Genomic DNA, 21,453 nt, shown 5'->3' on the forward strand with positions numbered 1-21,453 from the left:
AGTCTTTTGCTCTCAAACAGATATGAGGATAGCCCTATGGCAACCGTAAAGGTCGATAACAGCAATTTTCAGTCGGACGTTCTTCAGTCGAGCGAGCCTGTCGTCGTGGATTTTTGGGCTGAATGGTGCGGTCCTTGCAAGATGATCGCTCCCGCTCTTGACGAGATCGCCACTGAAATGGCCGGTCAGGTTAAGATTGCCAAGGTCAATATCGACGAAAATCCAGAACTCGCAGCACAGTTCGGCGTGCGTTCGATCCCAACGCTGCTGATGTTCAAGGATGGCGAACTCGCTGCCAACATGGTTGGCGCTGCTCCAAAGAGCCGCCTTGCCGACTGGATTAAGGCTTCTGCTGCTTAATCAGCAAGCTTCTGACCTCTGAAAAACCCGGCCTTTGTGTCGGGTTTTTTGTTGCGCTATGGGCTGTTGAAACAGTGAGCATTCAAGAAAGCTTCAATGAACTGAGAAAATACTGTTACAAATGAGGCCTATTCCCCGTTCAGTCTCAAAGCTGGCCGTCGTTCATCCGGTGGTCGCCATCGTTCGGGGTAAAGCATGCTTATTAATCGTCGTCACGCATTGGGTTTGATGGGAGCTGCTGCTGGCACCTTCGTCCTGCCGGGTATCGTTCGTGCCAATCAGCGCCGCTCGATCACGATTGCGGTGCAGAAGATCACCAACAACAACACGCTCGACATCTGGAACGAGCAGTCGAATGTTGGCGAACGCGTCTTCTTTCCCAATCTGTGGGAAGGCTTGATCCTGCGTGACTGGATGGGAAATCAGGGACCTGTTCCCGGCCTTGCGACCGAGTGGAAGCGTCTTGATGACAAGACCATCGAGCTCAAGCTGCGTCAGGGTGTGAAGTTCCACAACGGCGATGAGTTGACTGCGGAAGATGTGGTGTTCTCGTTCTCCGATGAGCGCCTCTTTGCAGGCACTGAGCCGTCAGGTGGCAAGACGCTTTACGAAGCAAACTTCAAGCCGCAGACTGAAAAAGAACTGCCGGCGGCAATTCCGGGCATTTCGCGCCGCCTGTGGCCCGCCCTTCGCGGTGTCGAAGCTGTCGACAAATATACCGTGCGTTTTCACAATGCGACGCCTGACGTGACGCTTGAAGGCCGTCTCTACGCCTTCGGTTCGCAGATTGCCAACAAGCGCGCATGGAACGAAGCAAAGTCCTATACCGATTGGGCGCGCAAGCCTGTCACGACAGGTCCTTACAAGGTCGCAGACTATAAGCCAGACGTAGAACTGGTGCTGGAAGCGCATGACGAATATTGGGGCGGTCGTCCGCCATTGCAGCAAATCCGCTTCGTTGAAGTGCCGGAAGTTGCAAGTCGCGTAAACGGCCTGATTTCGGGTCAGTACGACTTCGCCTGCGATCTTCCACCGGATCAGATCGGCAATGTTGCGAACAATCCGGGTCTTGAAGTTCAGAGCTCAACTATCTGGAACCATCGCACGACGATTTTCAATACACAGAATGAAGTGCTGCGCGATCCGCTGGTGCGCCGCGCCATGACCCATTCGATTGATCGTCAGGCAATCGTGGATTCGCTCTGGGCTGGTCAGACCGTTGTGCCTGCTGGTCTTCAATTTGAAAGCTTCCGCACTTCCGACATGTTTGTCGAAGGCTGGGCGCCACCGCAGTTCGACCCGGAACTCGCTCGCGATCTGCTCAAGCAGGCCAATTATAAGGGTGATGCGATCCCATACCGTCTGCTTAACAACTACTACACCAACCAGACCCCAACCGCTCAGGTTCTGGTGGAAATGTGGAAGCAGGTTGGCCTGAATGTCGAGATCGAGATGAAGGAAAACTGGGCGCAGATCCACGATCCGGCTGGCACCAAGGGTGTGCGCGACTGGTCGGCATCCAACAACATCAACGATCCGATCACGCCGATGGTGGTGCAGTTTGGTCCCAATGGTGAAGTGCAGCAGAAGAAGGACTGGTCGAACGACGAGATCAACAAGCTGTCGGTGATCATGGAAACTTCGACAGATCGCGGAGAGCGCAAGAAGGCAATCGCGCGTATGCTTGAAATCTGTGAGCGCGAAGACCCGGTTTACAATGTCCTGCATCAAAATGCCGTGTTCACCGGCATGAAGAAGGAACTGAAGTGGAAAGCCGCTCCGGCCTTCGCCATGGATTTCCGTTCAAACAACTGGAACGTCTGATCCTGAAGAATGGCTGGCGCGATTATGCGTCAGCCATTTTTTCTTTCCATAAATACATTTGAAAATCGCCAGTAACCGCGATTGACCGAGCGAAAGGAGAAGACGGTGGCATTCGTCTCCATTCGGGATTTAAAGGTTTCATTCAGCGGTGTGCAGGTTCTGCACGGCATCAATATCGACATAGACCGGGGTGAAACTCTGGGTCTGGTTGGTGAATCCGGTTGCGGAAAATCTGTGACCTGGCTCGCAGCCCTTGGCCTTTTGCCGGGCAAGACATCGGTCTCCGGTTCTGTGCGTGTCGATGGTCAGGAGCTTATTAATGCTCCACGCCATGTTCAGGAAGGTGTTCGCGGTGGTCGTATTGCGATGATTTTTCAGGACCCAAGCTCCTCGCTCAATCCGGTCAAGAAAGTTGGTCCGCAGATCGTGGAATCCCTTTCCCTTCATCGGGGATTGAAGGGCAAAGCTGCCCGTCTTGAAGCGATCAGGCTTATGGAACGGGTTGGCATTCCCGATGCCGCGCGTCGGTTCGATCTCTTTCCGCATGAATTTTCCGGCGGCCAGTGTCAGCGCATCATGATCGCCATTGCTCTCGCTGGAGAGCCGGATGTGTTGATTGCGGATGAGCCGACCACAGCACTTGATGTCACCATTCAGGCGCAAATTCTCGATCTTCTGAACCAGATCAGGCAGGAAACCGGCATGGCGATTGTGTTCATCAGCCATGATTTGGGGGCCGTCAGCCAGATATGCGAGCGGGTATGCGTCATGTATGCCGGTCGTATCGTGGAAACTGCACAAACGTCGGAATTGTTTGAGACGCCGAAGCATCCTTATACTTTGGGTCTGTTTGATGCTATTCCGCGGCTGGATGGCGGTCGCGAAAGGCTGCGCGCCATTCCGGGCACCGTCCCTGATCCCCGACACTTGCCGCAAGGCTGCGCCTTTGCGCCACGCTGTTCGCAGGCAACTGAGCAATGTGAAAAACATATTCCCGAGCTTCGGCAGTTGAACGCGCAGAAAGTCGCCTGCTTCAACGTGGTTGATGTGATTAAGACCACATTCATCGAGGCAGGAAACGCCCATCGCACCATCGGTGCGGAAGGAGCGACAGCATGAGTTTCCTTCTTGAAGCCCGTAATCTCGTTCGCACCTATCAGGGCGGCGGCGTCTTCAAAAAGACCGATCCGGTTAAGGCAGTCGATGGCGTGAGCTTGTGCATTCAGCCGGGCGAGACTCTTGGCATTGTGGGTGAATCTGGCTGCGGAAAGTCGACGCTCGGTCGTATGTTGCTGGGCATCGATGATGCCACTGAAGGCCAAGTGTTTTTTGATGGCAAGCCGTTGCCACCGCGCAATACGCTCGAATGGCGTAAGCTTCGCGCGCAGATGCAGCTGGTGTTTCAGGACCCGCTCGCGGCCCTTGATCGCCGCCTGACCATTGCTGCACAAATCGGTGAACCTTTACAGATACATGGCATGGCCAAAGGTGCGGAGCTGAAAGATCGTGTTGATCAGCTGATGATATCGGTAGGGTTGAGACGCGATCAGGGCGACCGCTATCCGCATGAATTGTCGGGTGGCCAGCGTCAGCGCGTCATTATCGCACGTGCTTTGGCCACAAGCCCGCGATTGCTGGTGTGCGATGAGCCGGTTTCGGCGCTTGATGTTTCCATTCAAGCGCAGGTCGTCAATCTGCTGCGCGATCTGCAGGACAGGCACGGCGTCGCCATGATTTTCATCAGTCACGACCTCAAGGTCGTGCGCAATATCTGCGACCGTGTGGCGGTCATGTATCTCGGTAAAATTGTCGAGGAAGCAAGTTCCGGTGTGATTTTTGAAACGCCGCATCATCCATACACCAAAGCACTGGTTTCCTCAGTACCAATTCCGGGAAAGCGGCTTGAGCACCGCATGATCCTCAAGGGCGAGCCGCCAAATCCTGCCAACCGACCGGAGGGATGCGTTTTCCATCCGCGCTGTCCGATTGCTGGCTTCCAGTGTCCGACAGCAATGCCAGAACTTGAAGTTTCCGGTTACGACCGACGGACCGCTTGTCATTTTGTCGAGCCGGTCAAAACCGCGGCGTGAGGCCTGAATGTTATCTTATGTAGCGTCCCGTCTTTTTCGCGCGCTGGTCACGGTGTTTCTGGTCATGACCTTCGCTTTCGTGGTTTTGCGCATGTCGGGCGATCCGGCGCAGATCATGCTCGGTCCAGATGCGCCGCAGGAATCCATTGATGCGTTTCGCAAGGCCTGGGGGCTGGATGACCCGCTGTGGCTTCAATATATCTCTTATCTCAAGGGGATATTGAGCTTCGACTTCGGTGTCTCCATGCGAGACAAGGCATCGGCCATCGATCTGGTGCTGCAACGCATACCCGCCACGCTTCAAATTACGATTCCCGCGTTGATCATCAAGCTGGGCCTTGGCATTCCGGCAGGTGTTTATGCGGCCTTGCATCGGCAGGGCTTTGCGGATCGTGGCGTAATCACGCTGTCCATTCTTGGCTTTACGGTGCCGTCCTTTGTGCTTGGTTTGGTGCTGGTTCTGATCTTCTCGATCCAACTCGGCGTTCTGCCATCCGGCGGCAGCGATACGTGGGTCCATGGCATTTTGCCCACAATGACGATTGCCATCGGCGGCACGGCAATTCTGGCGCGGTTCTCGCGTTCGGCAATGATCGAAGTGCTTGGCAGTCCTTATATCCGCACAGCTTCCGCCAAGGGTGTCAGCTGGCACGATGTCGTGTGGAAACACGCACTGCCCAATGCTTCTGTACCGATTGTGACAATTGTCGGCTTCATGGTCGGATCGCTGATTGCGGGTGCGGTTGTCGTCGAGACCATTTTTTCATGGCCCGGCGTCGGACGTCTGCTTGTCGTATCAGTTGCGAACCGAGACCTCGCCGTCGTGCAGTGCCTTCTTCTGATGATTGCCAGCTGCATGGTTGTCTCCAACCTCATTGTCGATGTTCTCTACGGCGTTCTTGATCCACGCCTGAGAACAAAGGCTGCGCATTAAAGCATGTCGCGGAAAAGTGGGAACCGGTTTTCCGATAACGACATGCGTAAACATAAGAACTTAAAGCGCATCGCAAGGATGCGTTCCGCTTTAAAGGGCAGATGATGACCAGCGCCGCTATCGATAGCACCACCACAATCCGGGCACCGGGGCTTATAACGCGTCTGCGAAAGTCCGTGCCCGCAAGTGTCGCATTCGCGATTTTCTGGCTTGGACTGATGCTTTTTGTGGTGTTCTTCGCCGATTTTTTGCGGCCATATCCAATCACCAAAATGGACCTGATGGCGCGGCTGGTTCCGTTTGGCACGCCCGGACATTGGCTGGGGACGGATGAGCTTGGCCGCGATGTCTATTCGCGTCTCATCCAGTCGATCCGTGTATCGCTGATCATCGCATTTGGCGCGACGATTCTCTCGGCCTTCTTCGGGACGCTGCTCGGTTTTCTTGCCGCCCGCTTTCGTGGCTGGGTGGAGCAGGTGGTGCTGATGCTGGCGGATTTTCAGGCGGCACTTCCGTTCATGGTACTGGCTCTGGCAGTTCTTGCCTTCTTCGGCAACTCGCTGACGCTGCTGATCTGTCTGATGGGTTTTTATGGCTGGGAACGTTATGCGCGCATTGCACGCGGGCTTGCGATTTCTGCCGGTGCGCAGGGCTATGCCAGTGCCGTGGTGCAGTTGGGCGCCTCGCCGTTCCGTGTCTATTTTCATCACATCCTGCCCAATGTCGCCTCGACCCTGATCGTTTCGATGACGCTGACTTTCCCGGAAATTATCCTGATGGAATCCGGGCTTTCCTTTCTTGGTTTGGGTGTGCAGCCCCCGGCCACATCTTTGGGCAACATGGTTGGCTTTGCGCGCGAATATCTCACGCAGGCACCGTGGATCATGCTGGCACCGGCGCTGGTGATCGTACTGACCACCCTTTCAATTTCACTCCTTGGGGACTGGCTGCGCGACAAGCTGGACCCAACCGTTCAATAGGAATATCGCAATGATAAAGATCATGGCGCATCGTGGTGCGCGCAATCTGTGGGCTGAAAACTCGCTGACGGGTTTCAGAAATGTACTGAAGCTCGATGTCGATAGTGTCGAGTTCGACCTACACTTGACCCGTGCCGGACAGATTTTGGTTATCCATGACAGCACGCTGGAGCGTACCACAGACGCTCACGGTTCTGTCCGCGATTTGGATGACAATGCCCACCGCTCCATTCGTCTTAAAGACGAGCAGGGCAATGTGACCGAGGATAGCATTCCGACTTTCGAGGAAGTGCTGGATGTGTTTGCGGCGAGACCCGAACTCAAGCTTTATGTCGAGCTGAAGTCAGGCTCTGACGGCAAGCCTTATGAAGGACTGGTCGAAAAGGCCGTCGAAATCATCAGGCAACGTGGCATTGAAGAGCGGGTCGTTCTGCATTCCTTTGACCGCAGTGTCGTTGAGCGCTGCGCCGAAGTTGCACCGGATATCGAGCGACTGATGTCGCTCAACACTGAATGGGTTGAGCGCAATGGCGGGCTTGAGCATTTCTTTGCGAGCGTCGAACCACTGGTTCAATATGTCGGCGTTCATCATGCGCTGTTCGAAGCTGAGTTTGAGCGCATTACGTCGCTGTTTCCAAACGAACGTCTCGGCGTGTGGACGCTCAACGAGCGCGACCTGATTGACCGTTGGATGCAACGCGATGTCGCTTACATCACGTCGGATAGTCCAGATCTGGTGATTGCTTCCCGCCTCGCTCTCTCAAAACAGCCCGCCTGACAAATCCCAGCACTACAAACCTTACTCTGTCAATTTCAGGAAGAACACCATGTCTGATCTGCCGCTGCTCGGCGCAGCCGTGCCATTGTCGTATCTCGAAAACCATCTTGACTTTATCCTGTCGGAAAACCGCGATCTGGAAATTCAGGATTTCTTTGATGTCGGCCTGTTGAAGGGTGACTGGAAAACACCGGCAAACCGTATCAAGACGCTGCTGGACGGCTATCAGGGCCGTCTCGGCATCCATGGCCCCTTCTGGGGGCTCAATATGTCGAACCCGGATGAAGACATTCGCACAGTTGTGCGTGAGCGTTATCTCAAGGGTCTGGAAGTCTGCGAATATATCGGTGCAACGCAGATGGTCGTGCACAGCCCTTATAATTTCTGGTTCAACAACAATCGCGACAATGTACCGGAAAGTGCACAGAACATCGTCGATCACGCCCATGACACACTCGCTCTGGTCGTCGAACGCGCAGAAGAAATCGGTTGCACACTGGTGATCGAAAACATCGAAGATATCGATCCCGATGCCCGTCGCATTCTGGCCGATAGCTTCCACTCAAACTCTGTTGCGGTATCTGTCGACACGGGCCACGCGCATTTTGCCTATGGCTCCATGGGCGCTCATCCGGTGGATTATTTCATCAGTCGTGCAGGAAACCGTCTTGAGCATGTACATCTTCAGGATGCAGACGGTCATGCAGATCGCCATTGGGCAATCGGTGAAGGCACGATCCGCTGGCACGCAGTCTTTGCTGCTTTGTCGAAGCTTGAGAGCAATCCGCGCCTGATGCTTGAACTGCGCGACAAGAACAAAATTCAGCAGTCAGTGCAGTATTTGATGGCGGCAGGTTTAGCCCGCTAATTGAAAAGTTTCTGCCTTCCTCTGGCTGTCATGAATGGCGATTTGGTTTGCTGCTTATGACAGCCATTTTTTGATTTGGATGAAAATATAATAAATTCAATCTATTATGAAATTTATTCTTCAAGGGACAACGCCGCAATCAAATATCTGATGCCTGATACATCAGATATTGACATATCAATCAACGTGCTCCAAGATCATCTGGTAGTTTCGGATGACAGTCAGGTGCGCCCTTGCGTGATAACGTTTCCCCATTTTCACCGATCAAGGTGAAGAGCCTCAGAGATCATGTTCATGACGATCTTCGGGAGGCGATTATTTCGGGGCGTTTGAAATCCGGTGACAGATTGAATGAGCGGCAATTGGCAGCCGATCTGGGTATCAGCACCAGCCCGCTTAAAGAGGCGTTGCGTCAGCTTGAAGGTGAGGGGCTGGTCCGCACGGAAGCGCGGCGCGGGACATTTGTGTCGTTCAATGCGCGGCAGGCCGAAGAGATGACGCTGGCGCGTGCTGCCCTTGAAAGCATCATTGCACGGCAGGCTGCAAAGCATGGCGGTGAAGACGCCTTTGTGTTTCTGCGTGCGGTTATTGAGGAAATGCGGGCAGCAGTGGAATCCGGTGATGTGGATGCGCTGATCGAACTCAATGAGAAGTTTCATGATGCCATTCATGAGGCGTCGGGATGCGAATATCTGCGGCGGCTGCAAAACGCGCAGCGCATGTATGACCATGCAGCACGGGTGACGGTGTTGTCACGTGAAGATGTGCGCAGGCAATCGTTTGGTGAACATGAAGCGATTATGCAGGCCATTACTGCAAGAAACGGCGATTTGGCCGAGCGATTGATGCGGGAGCACATCGTGAAGGCGGGGGATACACATATCGAACTGGTCTTCTGACCAGTACCTGGGAGGGTATAATGAATTTAGCGGAATACCGCCGGGTGCTGCGAGGCATCTCGGGCGTGCATGCGACTGCCTATAATGCAGATGGTGAAATCAACGCCGCGCTGACAGCGAAAATTGTCGAGCGAATCGCCAAGGCAGGTGTGCATAATATCGTCACCGGCGGCAATACGGGCGAGTTCTACAGCATGACTGTGGACGAGGTGATCCGCCTGCAGGCCATCGCGGTGAAGGCTGCGAATGGCAAGGCTGCGGTGACTGCCGCCGCTGGTCGCTCCGTGCGTGATGCAATCAAGGTTTCAAAAGCCGCTCAGGCCGAAGGGGCCGATGGCGTGATGATCCATCATCCGCTTGATCCTTTTGCTGCGCCTCATGCGCAGGTTGATTACTTCATTGAAATCGCTGAGGCGATTGATCTGCCGATCGTGGCCTATATCCGCTCCGATCTGATCCCGCTTGACGAAATGGTGCGTCTGGCAACGCATCCGAAGGTCGCGGGCGTCAAATTCGCCTCTCAGAACACCATGTTGTTTTTCGAATGTTGCCGCGCAACCAAGGGCACGGACGCGACCTGGATTTGTGGTCTGGCGGAAAGCTGGGCGCTGCCCTTCTACGCGCTTGGCGGTCGTGGCTTTACGTCCGGTCTTGTCAATGTCGCGCCGGAACGTTCGCTGGCTGTCTGGAACGCGCTTGAAGCTGGCGATTATGCCCGCGCCCGCGAGGTTGTTGAGAGCATCGCTGATTTTGAAACCATGCGAACCAAATATCGCAATGGTGCAAACGTCACAGTGGTCAAGGAAGCACTGCAAATTCAAGGTATTGCTGTCGGTGATGTTCGGCTTCCGGGCTTGCCGAAACTCGAAACGGCTGATCGCAAGATACTCGAAAAGGTCGTTGCAGGTTGGGAGACCGATGCAATTGTCTGAAAACTAGAAAACCAGCGCGTAACGCGGGAGGAAGCGGTGCGCGCTGGACAATTAAAAAATTGGAGGAGAGCATGACCAAAGGAATTTCACGCCGCACATTCATGGCGGGCGCAGGGCTTGCGACCGGTGCAGGGCTTTTATTGCCCAAGGGTGCCGCATGGGCGCAATCGGCCAAACTGCCATCGTCGCCTGTCGCCTTGAACGTGATCGACGCTGCCGGTAATCTGGCACTGACGCAGCCGATTTTCGATAACTTCGCGTCAGAACAAAAGGCGTTGGTATCGCGTTTCACTTTTAACAAAGCACCGGCACCGGAATTGCCCGGCAAGATCAAGGCGCAGCAGCGTGCCAACCGGATCGATATTGATCTGGTAATTATTGGCCCAGACGCCCTTTCAGCAGGGCTGGCTGATGATATCTGGACCGATATCATCGCTCTTCCAGATAACGGCCTGCCAAACTTGCAGGACGTCTATCTTGAACCAGCCTGGCGCATGCAGGAAATGTCGAAGGGTAAGGGCGTCGTTGTGTCTTATTACCCGTCAGGCCCATTGCTGGAATATCATCCCGACAAGGTGAAGACACCGCCAAAAACGGCGGAAGAGCTTCTCGCCTGGACCAAGGAAAACCCGAACAAGTTCATTTATGCCCGCCCGGCAAATTCCGGTCCGGGGCGTACATTCCTGATGGGGCTGCCTTATCTGCTCGGTGACAGCGACCCGAAAGATCCGGTCAAGGGCTGGGACAAGACCTGGGCCTATCTCAAGGAATTACACAAGAATATCGAATATTACCCAGCCGGAACCGGCGCTCTTATGAAAGAGCTCGGCGAAGGCACACGCTATATGACTGCGACCACAACGGGTTGGGACATCAATCCGCGCGCGCTTGGTGTGGTGCCAAAGGAGATGGCAGTCAGCAAGCTTGAAGGCTTCCATTGGGTCTGCGACGCGCATTATTTCGCCATTCCAAAAGGTGTGTCCGAAGAAAAGATCGCGGTTCTGATGGAGTTCATCAAATTCGCGCTCAAGCCGGATCAGCAGGCCTATTCCTACGATGCTGGCTACTTCTATCCGGGACCAGCGGTGAAGGATGTCACCATCGAGATGGCGCCGAAGGAAAGTCAGGATGTGATTGCCGAATTCGGTCGTCCTGAATACGCCGACTGGATTGCGAATAATCCGATTGAGTTGCCGCTTGAGCCTGAAGCGCTCGTTGCAGCCTTCCGTCGCTGGGACGAAGACGTCGCTGCCAGCTGAGGCTTCTCGAAAGCGTCAATGGCGGATCCTATCGGTCCGCCATTAGCCGCCTAAGATTACACCACTCAATTTACGGTGCTTGCGTCAATGTCCTTTCAAGAACTTCGGCTCGACCGAATGAGCCGCTCATTTGGAACTTTTAACGCGCTGCGGGAGATTAACCTCACGATCGGCAAAGGCGAGTTCATCGCTCTTCTCGGTCCGTCAGGCTGCGGAAAGTCCACGGCTCTCAATTGCATCGCAGGTCTTTTGGGCACGACTGGCGGGGGCATCTATATCGATGACAAGCGCGTGGATCAGTTGAAGCCCGAGGATCGCGGCTTTGGCATGGTGTTCCAGAACTACGCCCTCTTTCCCCATATGAATGTCCTGCAAAATGTCGGCTTTGGCCTGAAAATGCGCGGACTTGCCAAAAGCGAGGTCGAGAAACGGTCACGTGCAGCACTTGCACTGGTGCGTTTGCAGGGACAGGAAGAAAAGCTTCCCGGCCAGTTGTCAGGCGGACAGCAGCAACGTGTTGCCATAGCGCGTGCTATCGTTATCGAGCCGCCACTGGTGCTGATGGATGAACCGCTTTCAAATCTCGACGCAAAGTTGCGACTGGAAATGCGCGCTGAAATCCGCCGCATTCATAACCAGTTGGGTTCAACCACCATCTATGTCACCCATGATCAGGATGAGGCTTTGTCGCTGGCAGACCGCATTGTGGTGCTGCGCGATGGTGAAATCCGGCAGGTTGGCACACCGCACGAGCTTTACGAGCAACCGCGTTATCTCGATGTTGCCGCCTTCATGGGCTTCCGTAATGCGCTGCATGGCAAGGTGGTGCGCGTTGAAGATGGTCGGGCCACAATCGCCGTTGCGGGCACGGAACTGACTGGGCGCGCAATGGATCCGCTTACACCTGGCAGCAATGCGGTTCTGATGGCACGTGGCGACGATGTGATTTCCGGCGAAAAAGGTCGCAATACGATTGAGGCGACCGTCGAGACGATTGAATATCGCGGGCGCGAATATGTCGGCATAGCCCGCACCGAAACCGGTATGGAAATGGTCTTTCATGGCCCGCAGGAGGTTGGACCCGGGGCAATTATCACGCTTGGCATCGATGCGAGCCACGCACTGGTCTTTGCGGGCGAGGCTTAAGCCATGGCGGAAGAACGTTTTTCCGATGCAACGCTCAAACCCGGTTTGCGTCAGCGGCTTGCCAATCGTGGTTTCGACGGTGTCACGCTGCTGATCCTGCCTGCACTGCTTTTTGTGATCGGTGTTTTCATCTATCCATTTCTCTACGGTCTGGTGCTGTCGTTTAATCCGCTTGATGGTGGTGGAGCGCTGGCCAATTACCGCAAGTTCTTCTCCGATCCTTATCTTTACAAGACCATCGGCGCGACACTCTGGCTGGCGATTCCGGTGACACTGATCAGTGTTCTGTTTGCAGTCCCGATTGCCATGCGTGTGCGGTTGATGCGCAAGCAGCGCCTTCTGACGACGATCCTCGTGCTGCCCGTGACATTGGGTACAGTGTTGATTGCCGAAGGGCTTTTGAATTATCTGGGACCACAGGGTTGGTTCAGCCGCAGTCTGATCGCTATCGGCTTTATCGAGAATCCGCTCAAACTCACCAACAACTATTGGGGCGTGTTCGCCTCGTTAGTGATTACGGTTTTCCCTTTTACGTTCCTGCTGACACTGTCCTACATAACCGGGATTGATCCCGCACTTGAGCGGGCGGCTGCAACGCACGGAGCAAACAGCTGGCAACGCTTCCGCCATGTCATGCTGCCGCTTCTGGTGCCGGGGCTGGTGGTGGCTGCGTGTCTCACCTTCGTGCAGGCCTTCGCCGTGTTTCCTTCCGCTGTGCTGTTGGGTGCACCGTCGGGACCGACACGCGTAATTTCCATTGCCGCAGCACAAGCTGCCTTTGAACAATATGACGACTCCATGGCCTCCTCCATCGCCATGATCATGGCGGCGGTGCAGTTGCTTGTCGTTGGTGCATTGCTCGGGGTGCGTTCACTCTTTTATCGCGGTTCGACCGCTGGCGGGAAAGGATAGACCATGATCCGCGATACATCTGTCCTTTCAAAGCTCTGGATCACCGTTGTCTGGCTTGTGACGGGCTTCTTCGTCCTCAATGTCCTGGCGGTTATCACTGCTGTCGTGGTTTCAAGCTTCGGTACGCGCTGGCTTGGCACCTGGTTTCCGGACGGTTTCACGACGCGCTGGTATGCAGCCGCCTGGGCAGAGTTCCAGCTCGATCAGGTGTTGCTGGTGACATTTCAGGTCGTCTTTGCAGTGGTTATTCTGTCCGGATTTCTGGGCGTGACGGCTGCTTATGCAATGGCGCGGCGTGATTTTCCCGGCAAGAAGTTCGTGCTGCTGATCTTTCTGCTGCCACTGCTTGTGCCGCCAATCACCTTCGGTATCCCGCTTGCAACTGTGCTTTACAAGTTTGGTGTCGGTGGCACTTTCTGGGGCGTGGTTCTCGCCAATCTGGTGCCGACCGTCCCTTTCGTCATTCTGGTGATGGTGCCGTTCATCGAACAGATTGATCCCAAGGTGGAAGCGGCGGCACGGGTCTTTGGCGCAGGCACATTCAAACTGTTCCTGCATGTGCTTTTGCCGATGCTGACACCGGGTATTCTGGCGGCCATGCTGCTGGTTTTGGTGCGCACAGTTGCCATGTTTGAGCTGACCTTCCTGACGGCTGGGCCAACATCACAGACATTGGTCGTGGCGCTTTATTATTCGGTCTTTGCTGCAGGGGTGCGTTCGGTTCAATCCATCGACGCAATGGCAGTAATCTACATGGTTACATCACTGGTCTGGCTGTTGCTGGCGCTGCGCTTCGTTAATCCGACGCAGATCGTAGCACGCAACCGTCAACCTTCTGCCCATTGATGCGGCCAACATTTCTCGGAGTGCATGATGAAAATTACGGCCATCGAAACGGTGCAGCTTCCGCACCTCAACAACATTCTTTGGGTGCGTGTCCACACAGATGAAGGGATCGTTGGGCTGGGCGAGACTTTCCGCGGGGCCAATGCGGTCGCAGCCTATATTCATAGTGATATAGCGCCGCAACTGGTGGGGAAAAACCCGCTGGAAATCGATCGCATTTCCAAGCTTCTGCTCGAACCCTATGTGGGTTTCCGCTCATCGGGCGTTGAAATTCGTGCGGCCTCCGCAATTGATATCGCGCTGTGGGATATCTTTGGCAAACTGACCAATCAGCCGATCCATCAGTTGCTGGGTGGCCTTTCGCGTCCGTCGATCCGTACCTATAATACCTGCGCCGGTTATACCTATAACAAGAGCGGCGCGCGTCGTTATATCGGTGATCAGGATGATGCGAAGGAAGGTCCGTATGAGGATCAGCTGGCATTTCATCGTGATGCTGGGGCCTTGGCTGAAAGTCTTCTGTCGGAAGGCATTACGGCGATGAAAATCTGGCCCTTCGATCCCTATGCTGTGGCCAATGGCGGTAATTTCATTCACGCCACCGATCTCGACAAGGCGCTGGTTCCGTTCCGTCAGATCCGCGATGCGGTTGGCGATAAAATGGAAATCATGGTCGAGTTTCATTCCATGTGGGATTTGACCTCGGCGCTTGCTATCGCCCGCGAACTAAAGGCCTTTCGACCATTCTGGTCGGAAGATCCGATCAAGATGATGAACCCGCAATCGCTTGCCGTCTATGCGCAACAGTCTGGCATTCCTGTCTGTGCGAGCGAAACCATGGCAACGCGCGCGCAGTTTCTTGAAGTGCTGCGCACCGATGCTACCGATTATGTCATGCTCGACATTTCGTGGTGTGGCGGGCTTTCGGAAGCGAAGAAAATCGCCACTATGGCCGAAGCCTTTCAGCGGCCTATAGCGCCACATGACTGCACCGGCCCCGTGGTTTTTGCGGCCTCAATTCATCTGTCCTTAAATGCACCCAACGCGATTTTTCAGGAATCGGTGCGGGCCTATTACACCTCGTGGTATCGCGATCTGGTGACAGTGATGCCGCGGATTGAAAAGGGCGTAATCTATCCGTTCGAAGGCGCCGGGCTGGGGCTTGAATTGTCGGACTTCGTTCTCGACCATCCCGATGTGATCCGTCACAGCACGAAAGCCGCATGATGGGACCGTTTCGCTGTATAGCCGATTTACGCGGACAACTGATGGAGAGCCCAGTCTGGGATGAACGCCGGGGAACGCTGTTCGCGTGTGATATCAACGGACGCAAAGTCTACGAGATTGATCTGGATAAGGGACCGTTGCGCGAATGGACTTTTGAAGCAGAGGTTCCGTGCCTTGGGCTTGCTGAAAGCGGCAAACTGATCATTTCTCTTGCGCGTCACATCATCTTGTTTGACCCTGAAACCGAAGCGCGCCAGACGATCTGGGACGGTTATGATGAGCCTGAAACATCGCGTCTTAATGACGGCAAAGTTGGGCCGGATGGCGCGTTCTGGGTTGGCAGCATGGATGCACGTCCGCAACGCGAACCGATCTCAAAACTCTATCGCTTGAAAGCTGATGGCAAAGCCGAACTCAAGGCTGAAGGCTTTGAGATTTCCAATGGATTGGCCTGGACTGCGGACGGATCGACCATGTTTCACACGGATTCTCGTGGGCCTTGGATCGACCGATATGATTTTGATGTCACGACCGGCTCGATCAACAATCGCAAGCGCATTCGCGATCTTGATGAGGAAACAGGTCGGCCCGACGGCGGGGCCTGTGACGCAGAAGGAACCTATTGGAGCGCCGGGGTCTCGGCGGGCGTATTAAACCGCTTTGATCGTGACGGCACATTGCTTGATTGTGTTCCAGCTCCCGTTCCTGCGCCGACAATGCCATGCTTTTGCGGCCCTGATCTTACGCTTATTGCAATTACTTCGCATAGATTGGGCGCTCCCGATGCGCCGCAATCGGGTGGAGTGCATCTGGCAAAGGCATATGTAGCAGGCGCAAAAGTCGCCAGAATGAAGGGAGTTTGATCCGATGAAAAAACTTCTCCTGACCGGCGCATCCGGCAATCTGGGCCGTATGCTGACACCACGGCTGGCGCAAGCGGGTTATCGCTTGCGGCTTTCCGACATCGCGCCGTTTCCCGATGAATTGCCTGAAGGGGCAGAGTTTATTCAGGCTGATCTTACTGACGCGACAGCAATCGCTGATCTGGTGCGTGGAACCGACGCGATCCTGCACTTTGGCGGCATCAGTGTTGAGCAGCCCTATGATCTGGTTGCGACAGCCAATCTGATCGGTGTGACGCATATTTTCGAGGCGGCGAGAGCGGAAAAGCAGCGGGTTATTTTCGCAAGTTCCAATCACACGATCGGTTTTTATACTCGTGACGAGACGTTGAGCACGGATGAGCCATATAAGCCGGATGGCTATTACGGGCTTTCCAAAGCCTATGGCGAATTGCTTGGGCGCATGATGTTCGACAAGCACGGGATTGAAAGCGTGCATCTGCGTATCGGCTCTTGTGTGCCAGAGCCGACAGAGGCACGACATCTCTCGACGTGGCTCTCCCATGACGATCTGGTGCGGCTTTTGATTGCAGCGGTTGAAGCACCCAAAACCGATGTTGCGGTCGTCTGGGGTGTTTCCGCCAATGCTTCGCGCTGGTGGGCAAAGGACGATGCAGCGCTGATCGGTTATGTGCCGCAGGACGATGCCGCCCGCTTTGGCGATCTGGCTGAAACCGGTGATCCCATATCGAGTAGGTTTCAAGGCGGCACATTTACCGCCCATGATTACTCGCGTGAGGATTGAGCGAGTGGTGCTTGAACTCGACGCCCATAATTATCGCTTGCGGATCGACCCGCACCATGGCGCAACGTTGTTGTCTGCGCAGTGGCGTCATCCTGACGGTGAATGGGTCGATCTGCTCGAGCCATTGACCACACCGCAAACTGGTTTGAAGGCCGGATGCTTCGTGATGGCACCTTTTGCCAACCGCATTGATGGCGGACGTTTCACCTTTGACGGTGCGATTGTTCAATTACCTATCAACGCGCCGGATGAAGGGATGGCCATTCACGGTTTTTCACGGATGCACAGTGCACAGGTCCTGTCGTCAACCAAAGACCGTGCGGTTCTGGTGGATGAAGTTGCAGGTGAGAATCACCCCTACACTTATCGACTTGAGCAGGAACTATGCATTTTGCCTGAAGGCTTTCGCATATCTCTTAGCATCCGCAACAATGGTCCGTCGCGGTTGCCGTTCGGTATTGGCCTGCATCCTTGGTTCACCAAGACGGCGAAAGCCACGCTTGAGTTTTTCTCAATGGGTGCGCCGAGACTTGATGCGCGTGGCTTGCCGGAAGGTCGTGCTGTGCCTGTAGACAGTTTCACGCCGGGCGAGCCCACGCCGTTATCTCGATTGCTCTTGGTGAATTGCTGTTTTACGGGCTGGGAAAGCCGGACCGCATTCATTCGCTGGCCTGAGACAAGGACGGGTTTGAAGCTCAAAGGTGAGGGTGCTTTGCGCCATCTCCATGTGTTCAATCCGCAAGATCGCGCTGTCTTTTGCGCAGAGCCGGTCAGCCATCTGCCGGATGCCATCAATCGGCCATCGCTCGGCGTGGATGCCGCCATGACAATCTTAAGTCCCGGAGAAACGCTCTCCGGTGGGGCTTTTTTCTCAGCATGCGCTCTTGCACCAGCGGGTGCAGGGCAGTTTTCGGGAAGGCATTGAAATGACAAGAAAAGCCTATGAAGATCTGCGTTCGGCCCGCTGGATGCTGCCAGATGACCAGCGCTCATCAGGGCATCGCTCCAGAACCATGCAGATGGGCTATGATCCGGTGGATTGGGAGGGCAAGCCAATCATCGCGATCATCAATACCTGGTCGGATGCACAACCTTGTCATGCGCATTTCAAGGACCGTGTCGAGTGGGTGAAGCGCGGCATTCTGCAAGCGGGAGGTTTTCCTCTTGAGCTTCCGGCACTCTCATTGTCGGAAAGCTATGTCAAACCAACGACCATGCTTTACCGCAACATGCTTGCGATGGAGACGGAAGAGCTTTTACGCTCGCATCCTATAGATGGTGCGGTGCTGATGGGCGGTTGCGACAAAACCACACCGGCGCTCATCATGGGTGCGACCAGTGCGGGCTATCCGTTTATCTATCTGCCAGCTGGTCCAATGCTGCGTGGCAATTACGCTGGCAAGACACTCGGATCAGGCACAGACATGTTCAAGTTTTGGGACGAGCGCCGTGCAGGCACTATCGGCAAGGAAGAATGGCAGGGTATAGAGGGCGGCATTGCGCGTAGTTATGGCCATTGCATGACCATGGGTACGGCGTCCACCATGACGGTAATCGCCGAGGCGATGGGGCTGACATTACCCGGAGCATCCTCCATTCCTGCTCCTGATGCCAATCACCAGCGTATGTCAACCCAATGTGGTCGCCGCATCGTCGAGATGGTCTGGGAAGACCTGACACCCGATCAGATCATCACGCCCGCAGCTGTCAAGAATTCCGTCATTGTCGCGATGGCAACCGGCTGCTCGACCAATGCGATCATTCACCTGATTGCCATGGCGCGCCGCGCTGGTGTGCCGCTGGAGCTTGATGATCTGGATCGGATCGGGCGTACAACACCGGTCATTGCCAATATCCGGCCATCAGGATCGACCTATCTGATGGAGGATTTCTACTACGCTGGTGGTATCCTTGCACTGATGAAACAACTCGGTGACAAGCTTGATCCCTCCGCCATCAATGTCACCGGAAAACCGCTGACGGAAGGGCTGGAAAAAGCGCAGGTGTTCAACGAAGACGTTATTCGCCCTCTGTCCAACCCCGTGTATCATGAAGGCTCGCTTGCCGTATTGAAGGGTAATCTCTGCCCGGACGGCGCTGTGATCAAGCCTGCTGCCTGCGATCCGAAATTTCATCGCCATACGGGTCCTGCGCTTGTCGCAGATAGCTATCCGGAACTTAAAAAGATTATCGACGATCCCGATTATGCTTTGACGCCGGAAACTGTACTTGTGTTGCGTAATGCAGGCCCGCAAGGCGGCCCTGGGATGCCTGAATGGGGCATGATCCCGATGCCGAAAGCGCTGCTGAAACTCGGCCTGCGGGATATGGTGCGGATTTCAGATGCGCGTATGTCGGGCACGAGTTTTGGTGCCTGTGTTCTTCATGTGGCACCGGAATCCTTCGTCGGCGGGCCGCTGGCTTTGCTCAAAACCGGTGATATGGTTGAACTCGATATTCCGGCCCGCAGCCTCAATATGCTGGTTTCCGAAGATGAATTGGCGGTTCGTCGCGCAGCATGGCAGACGCCTGAGCCAAAATATGAGCGCGGCTATGGCTTCGTCTTTTCCAAGCATGTCGAGCAAGCCGACAAAGGCTGCGACTTTGATTTCCTGAAAACCGATTTTGGTCGTCCGGTTGACGAGCCGGTCATTTATTAAGAGGCACGAAGATGTCAGACTATATCCTCCCCGAAGAAACCCGTGCGAAACTGAAAAAGGTTTCTACAGCCTCTGTTGCCACAGCACTTTACAAGCGCGGCTTGCGTAATCAGTTCATTCAGGGTTCGTTTCAGGTGGCGCGCAAGCCGGAAAACATGGTGGGTCAGGCTTTCACGTTGCGCTATATCCCTGCGCGCGAAGACCGCAATCCCATCACAGTTTTCCGCAATCCCGATCACAAACAGCGCGTCGCAATTGAAACCTGTCCAGCGGGCTGGGTGCTGGTTATGGATGCGCGCAAGGATGCTCGCGCGGCGACGGCCGGTTCCATTCTGGTAACACGGCTGGCCTTACGCGGTGCGGCGGGTATTGTTTCAGACGGCGGCTTCCGTGATGTTACGGGCATTGGTGAACTGGAAATGCCTGCTTATTGCGCCAAGGCATCGGCACCGACAAACCTCACCTTGCATGAAGCAGTTGATATCAACGTACCGATTTCCTGCGGAGATGCAGCAGTGTTTCCCGGCGACGTGCTTGTGGGTGATCCCGATGGTGTGATGGTGATCCCGGCACATCTTTGCGAAGAAATCGCCGATGAATGCGTTGGAATGGAAGTCTTTGAGGACTTTGTTCTCGAAGAAGTCAAAAATGGCGCTGGAATTATCGGGCTCTACCCTTGCACGAAGGATGAGTGGGCAACCAAATTTGAGGGCTGGAAACGCGAGAATAAACGCTAATTCTGGAGTGCATAAAAAAACACCGCCTTATTGAGGCGGTGTTCCATTGTCGCGCAAGACTTCACCGGCGAGATACAGCGAGCCGCCGATAAGAATACGCGGCGGCGCTTCATCGTGTGGCCAGCTATCGCGCAGGATTTTTAGCGCATTGGCAACCGAATGGACAGGTTCCGCCGAAAGCCCTGCCTTCTGTGCGCTGATCGCCAGTTCATTGTTGGGGATTCCAGCATCACTTGAAGGGATCGGCACCGTAAAGACGTGGCGTGCCATCCCTGCGAAGGCTTCAAAATAACCGACAGGGTCCTTCGTGTTGATCATGCCGGTAATCAGGAACAGAGGACGCGTGGAACGTTCCTCAAGATCGCCAAGGGCTTCCGCGATGACCGCGCCTGCACCCGGATTATGACCACCATCGAGCCAGATTTCCGATGCAGCCGGTGCGAGATCGGTCAATTCACCATGGGTGAGGCGTTGCATGCGTGCGGGCCAATCCACCACCATCAGCGCCTTCTCGGCGGCTTTGTCGGTAATGGTGAAACCGGCCATCTGCACGGCTTCAATTGCTGCAGCCGCATTGGCAATCTGGTGGCGACCCGGCAGGCGTGGCAATGGAAGGTCGATCAATCCATCCTCGTTCTGGAAGACCATGCGACCATGTTCTTCGAATGCGAGGAAATCCTGCCCGTAGATCGACAAAGGGCAATCCAGACGATCAGCCGTTGAAATCAGAACTTCGCGTGCTGCATCGAAAGGCTGGAACCCGATGACCACGGGGCAGTCTTTCTTGATAATGCCTGCCTTTTCGGCAGCAATCAGCTCAACCCGGTCGCCGAGAAATGCCTGATGGTCGATGGAAATCGGCATGATCAGCGATACGGCGGGCTCTGGTATGACATTTGTCGCATCAAAACGACCGCCAAGGCCTACTTCCATGATCACAACATCGGCCGGATGCTCCGCAAACAGGACAAAAGCAACGGCGGTGAGGATCTCGAAAACGGTGATGTATTGACCGCCATTTGCTGCTTCTACACGCTCGATGGCTTCAGCCAGAACGTCGTCGGAAACGAATTTGCCGCCGGACTTTGAGGCCAGACGGTAGCGCTCATGCCAGTTGACCAGATGCGGAGAGGTGTGGACATGCACGCCAAAGCCGCTCGCTTCCAGAAGCGCGCGGCAGAAGGCGGTTGCCGATCCCTTACCATTGGTACCGGCAATATGGATCACCGGCGGTAGGTTCAGATGCGGATTGCCGAGCTTTTCCAGAAGACCGCGAATGCGGTCCAGTGAAAGATCGAAGCCTTTTGGATGCAATTGCATCAGCCGTTCAATAACGGCATCCGCTTTTCCTGTC

General features: G+C 54.9%; 21 protein-coding genes. 20 read left to right on the forward strand and 1 reads right to left on the reverse strand.

The window, feature by feature from the left end; translation table 11 throughout:
- The first annotated feature begins 36 nt into the window (after positions 1-36).
- From trxA to CES85_RS21635, 20 genes are all read left to right on the forward strand, one after another.
- Positions 37-360, forward strand: coding sequence for a thioredoxin (gene trxA / locus CES85_RS21540; protein WP_006473274.1), 324 nt, complete (start codon positions 37-39; stop codon positions 358-360).
- Between the two features lie 195 nt (positions 361-555).
- Positions 556-2,184, forward strand: a complete 1,629-nt coding sequence (locus CES85_RS21545) for an ABC transporter substrate-binding protein (protein WP_095447720.1) — start codon at positions 556-558, stop codon at positions 2,182-2,184.
- A gap of 105 nt (positions 2,185-2,289) precedes the next feature.
- A complete protein-coding gene (locus CES85_RS21550) occupies positions 2,290-3,303 on the forward strand; it encodes an ABC transporter ATP-binding protein (RefSeq protein WP_095447721.1) in 1,014 nt (337 codons plus the stop codon).
- Positions 3,300-4,274: an ABC transporter ATP-binding protein gene (locus tag CES85_RS21555; protein WP_095447722.1), complete on the forward strand. Its 975-nt coding sequence runs from the start codon at positions 3,300-3,302 to the stop codon at positions 4,272-4,274. Before CES85_RS21550 ends, CES85_RS21555 begins: the two co-directional genes overlap by 4 nt.
- Before the next feature lie 7 nt (positions 4,275-4,281).
- Positions 4,282-5,208 carry an ABC transporter permease gene (locus CES85_RS21560; RefSeq protein WP_095447723.1) on the forward strand — a complete coding sequence of 309 codons (927 nt, stop codon included), beginning with the start codon at positions 4,282-4,284 and terminating at the stop codon, positions 5,206-5,208.
- A gap of 104 nt (positions 5,209-5,312) precedes the next feature.
- Positions 5,313-6,188 carry an ABC transporter permease gene (locus CES85_RS21565; RefSeq protein ID WP_167388317.1) on the forward strand — a complete coding sequence of 292 codons (876 nt, stop codon included), beginning with the start codon at positions 5,313-5,315 and terminating at the stop codon, positions 6,186-6,188.
- Positions 6,189-6,198: 10 nt separating this feature from the next.
- Entirely contained in the window at positions 6,199-6,966 is a 768-nt protein-coding gene (locus CES85_RS21570) for a glycerophosphodiester phosphodiesterase family protein (protein ID WP_095447725.1), read from the forward strand.
- Between the two features lie 49 nt (positions 6,967-7,015).
- Positions 7,016-7,834, forward strand: a complete 819-nt coding sequence (locus tag CES85_RS21575; RefSeq protein ID WP_095447726.1) for a sugar phosphate isomerase/epimerase family protein — start codon at positions 7,016-7,018, stop codon at positions 7,832-7,834.
- Between the two features lie 233 nt (positions 7,835-8,067).
- A complete protein-coding gene (locus tag CES85_RS21580) occupies positions 8,068-8,733 on the forward strand; it encodes a GntR family transcriptional regulator (RefSeq protein WP_095447727.1) in 666 nt (221 codons plus the stop codon).
- A gap of 20 nt (positions 8,734-8,753) precedes the next feature.
- Complete coding sequence (locus CES85_RS21585; RefSeq protein WP_095447728.1) at positions 8,754-9,665, forward strand: dihydrodipicolinate synthase family protein; 912 nt, start codon at positions 8,754-8,756, stop codon at positions 9,663-9,665.
- A gap of 71 nt (positions 9,666-9,736) precedes the next feature.
- On the forward strand, positions 9,737-10,924 hold the full coding sequence (locus CES85_RS21590; protein ID WP_095447729.1) for an extracellular solute-binding protein: 1,188 nt from the start codon (positions 9,737-9,739) through the stop codon (positions 10,922-10,924).
- An 87-nt stretch (positions 10,925-11,011) separates the two neighbouring features.
- Positions 11,012-12,070: an ABC transporter ATP-binding protein gene (locus CES85_RS21595; RefSeq protein WP_095447730.1), complete on the forward strand. Its 1,059-nt coding sequence runs from the start codon at positions 11,012-11,014 to the stop codon at positions 12,068-12,070.
- A gap of 3 nt (positions 12,071-12,073) precedes the next feature.
- On the forward strand, positions 12,074-12,982 hold the full coding sequence (locus tag CES85_RS21600; protein ID WP_095447731.1) for an ABC transporter permease: 909 nt from the start codon (positions 12,074-12,076) through the stop codon (positions 12,980-12,982).
- A gap of 3 nt (positions 12,983-12,985) precedes the next feature.
- Positions 12,986-13,828: an ABC transporter permease gene (locus tag CES85_RS21605; RefSeq protein ID WP_024898404.1), complete on the forward strand. Its 843-nt coding sequence runs from the start codon at positions 12,986-12,988 to the stop codon at positions 13,826-13,828.
- Between the two features lie 27 nt (positions 13,829-13,855).
- Entirely contained in the window at positions 13,856-15,055 is a 1,200-nt protein-coding gene (locus CES85_RS21610; RefSeq protein WP_095447732.1) for a mandelate racemase/muconate lactonizing enzyme family protein, read from the forward strand.
- The gene (locus CES85_RS21615; protein WP_095447733.1) at positions 15,052-15,918 is read left to right on the forward strand and encodes an SMP-30/gluconolactonase/LRE family protein; all 867 of its coding nucleotides are present in this window, start codon (positions 15,052-15,054) and stop codon (positions 15,916-15,918) included. Before CES85_RS21610 ends, CES85_RS21615 begins: the two co-directional genes overlap by 4 nt.
- Positions 15,919-15,922: 4 nt before the next feature.
- Positions 15,923-16,702: an NAD-dependent epimerase/dehydratase family protein gene (locus CES85_RS21620; protein WP_095447734.1), complete on the forward strand. Its 780-nt coding sequence runs from the start codon at positions 15,923-15,925 to the stop codon at positions 16,700-16,702.
- A gap of 4 nt (positions 16,703-16,706) precedes the next feature.
- Positions 16,707-17,627, forward strand: a complete 921-nt coding sequence (locus tag CES85_RS21625) for an aldose epimerase family protein (protein ID WP_157743480.1) — start codon at positions 16,707-16,709, stop codon at positions 17,625-17,627.
- Between the two features lies 1 nt (position 17,628).
- Positions 17,629-19,362 (forward strand): L-arabinonate dehydratase, encoded by a 1,734-nt coding sequence (gene araD, locus CES85_RS21630; protein ID WP_095447736.1) that lies wholly within the window; start codon positions 17,629-17,631, stop codon positions 19,360-19,362.
- A gap of 11 nt (positions 19,363-19,373) precedes the next feature.
- Complete coding sequence (locus CES85_RS21635; RefSeq protein ID WP_095447737.1) at positions 19,374-20,099, forward strand: ribonuclease activity regulator RraA; 726 nt, start codon at positions 19,374-19,376, stop codon at positions 20,097-20,099.
- A gap of 27 nt (positions 20,100-20,126) precedes the next feature.
- Here the strand turns inward: CES85_RS21635 and CES85_RS21640 are convergent, their stop codons facing one another.
- Positions 20,127-21,419 carry a bifunctional folylpolyglutamate synthase/dihydrofolate synthase gene (locus tag CES85_RS21640; RefSeq protein WP_191793339.1) on the reverse strand — a complete coding sequence of 431 codons (1,293 nt, stop codon included), beginning with the start codon at positions 21,417-21,419 and terminating at the stop codon, positions 20,127-20,129.
- Between the last annotated feature and the right edge of the window lie 34 nt (positions 21,420-21,453).

The sequence above is a fragment of the Ochrobactrum quorumnocens genome (genome assembly GCF_002278035.1).
Lineage (GTDB): Bacteria > Pseudomonadota > Alphaproteobacteria > Rhizobiales > Rhizobiaceae > Brucella > Brucella quorumnocens.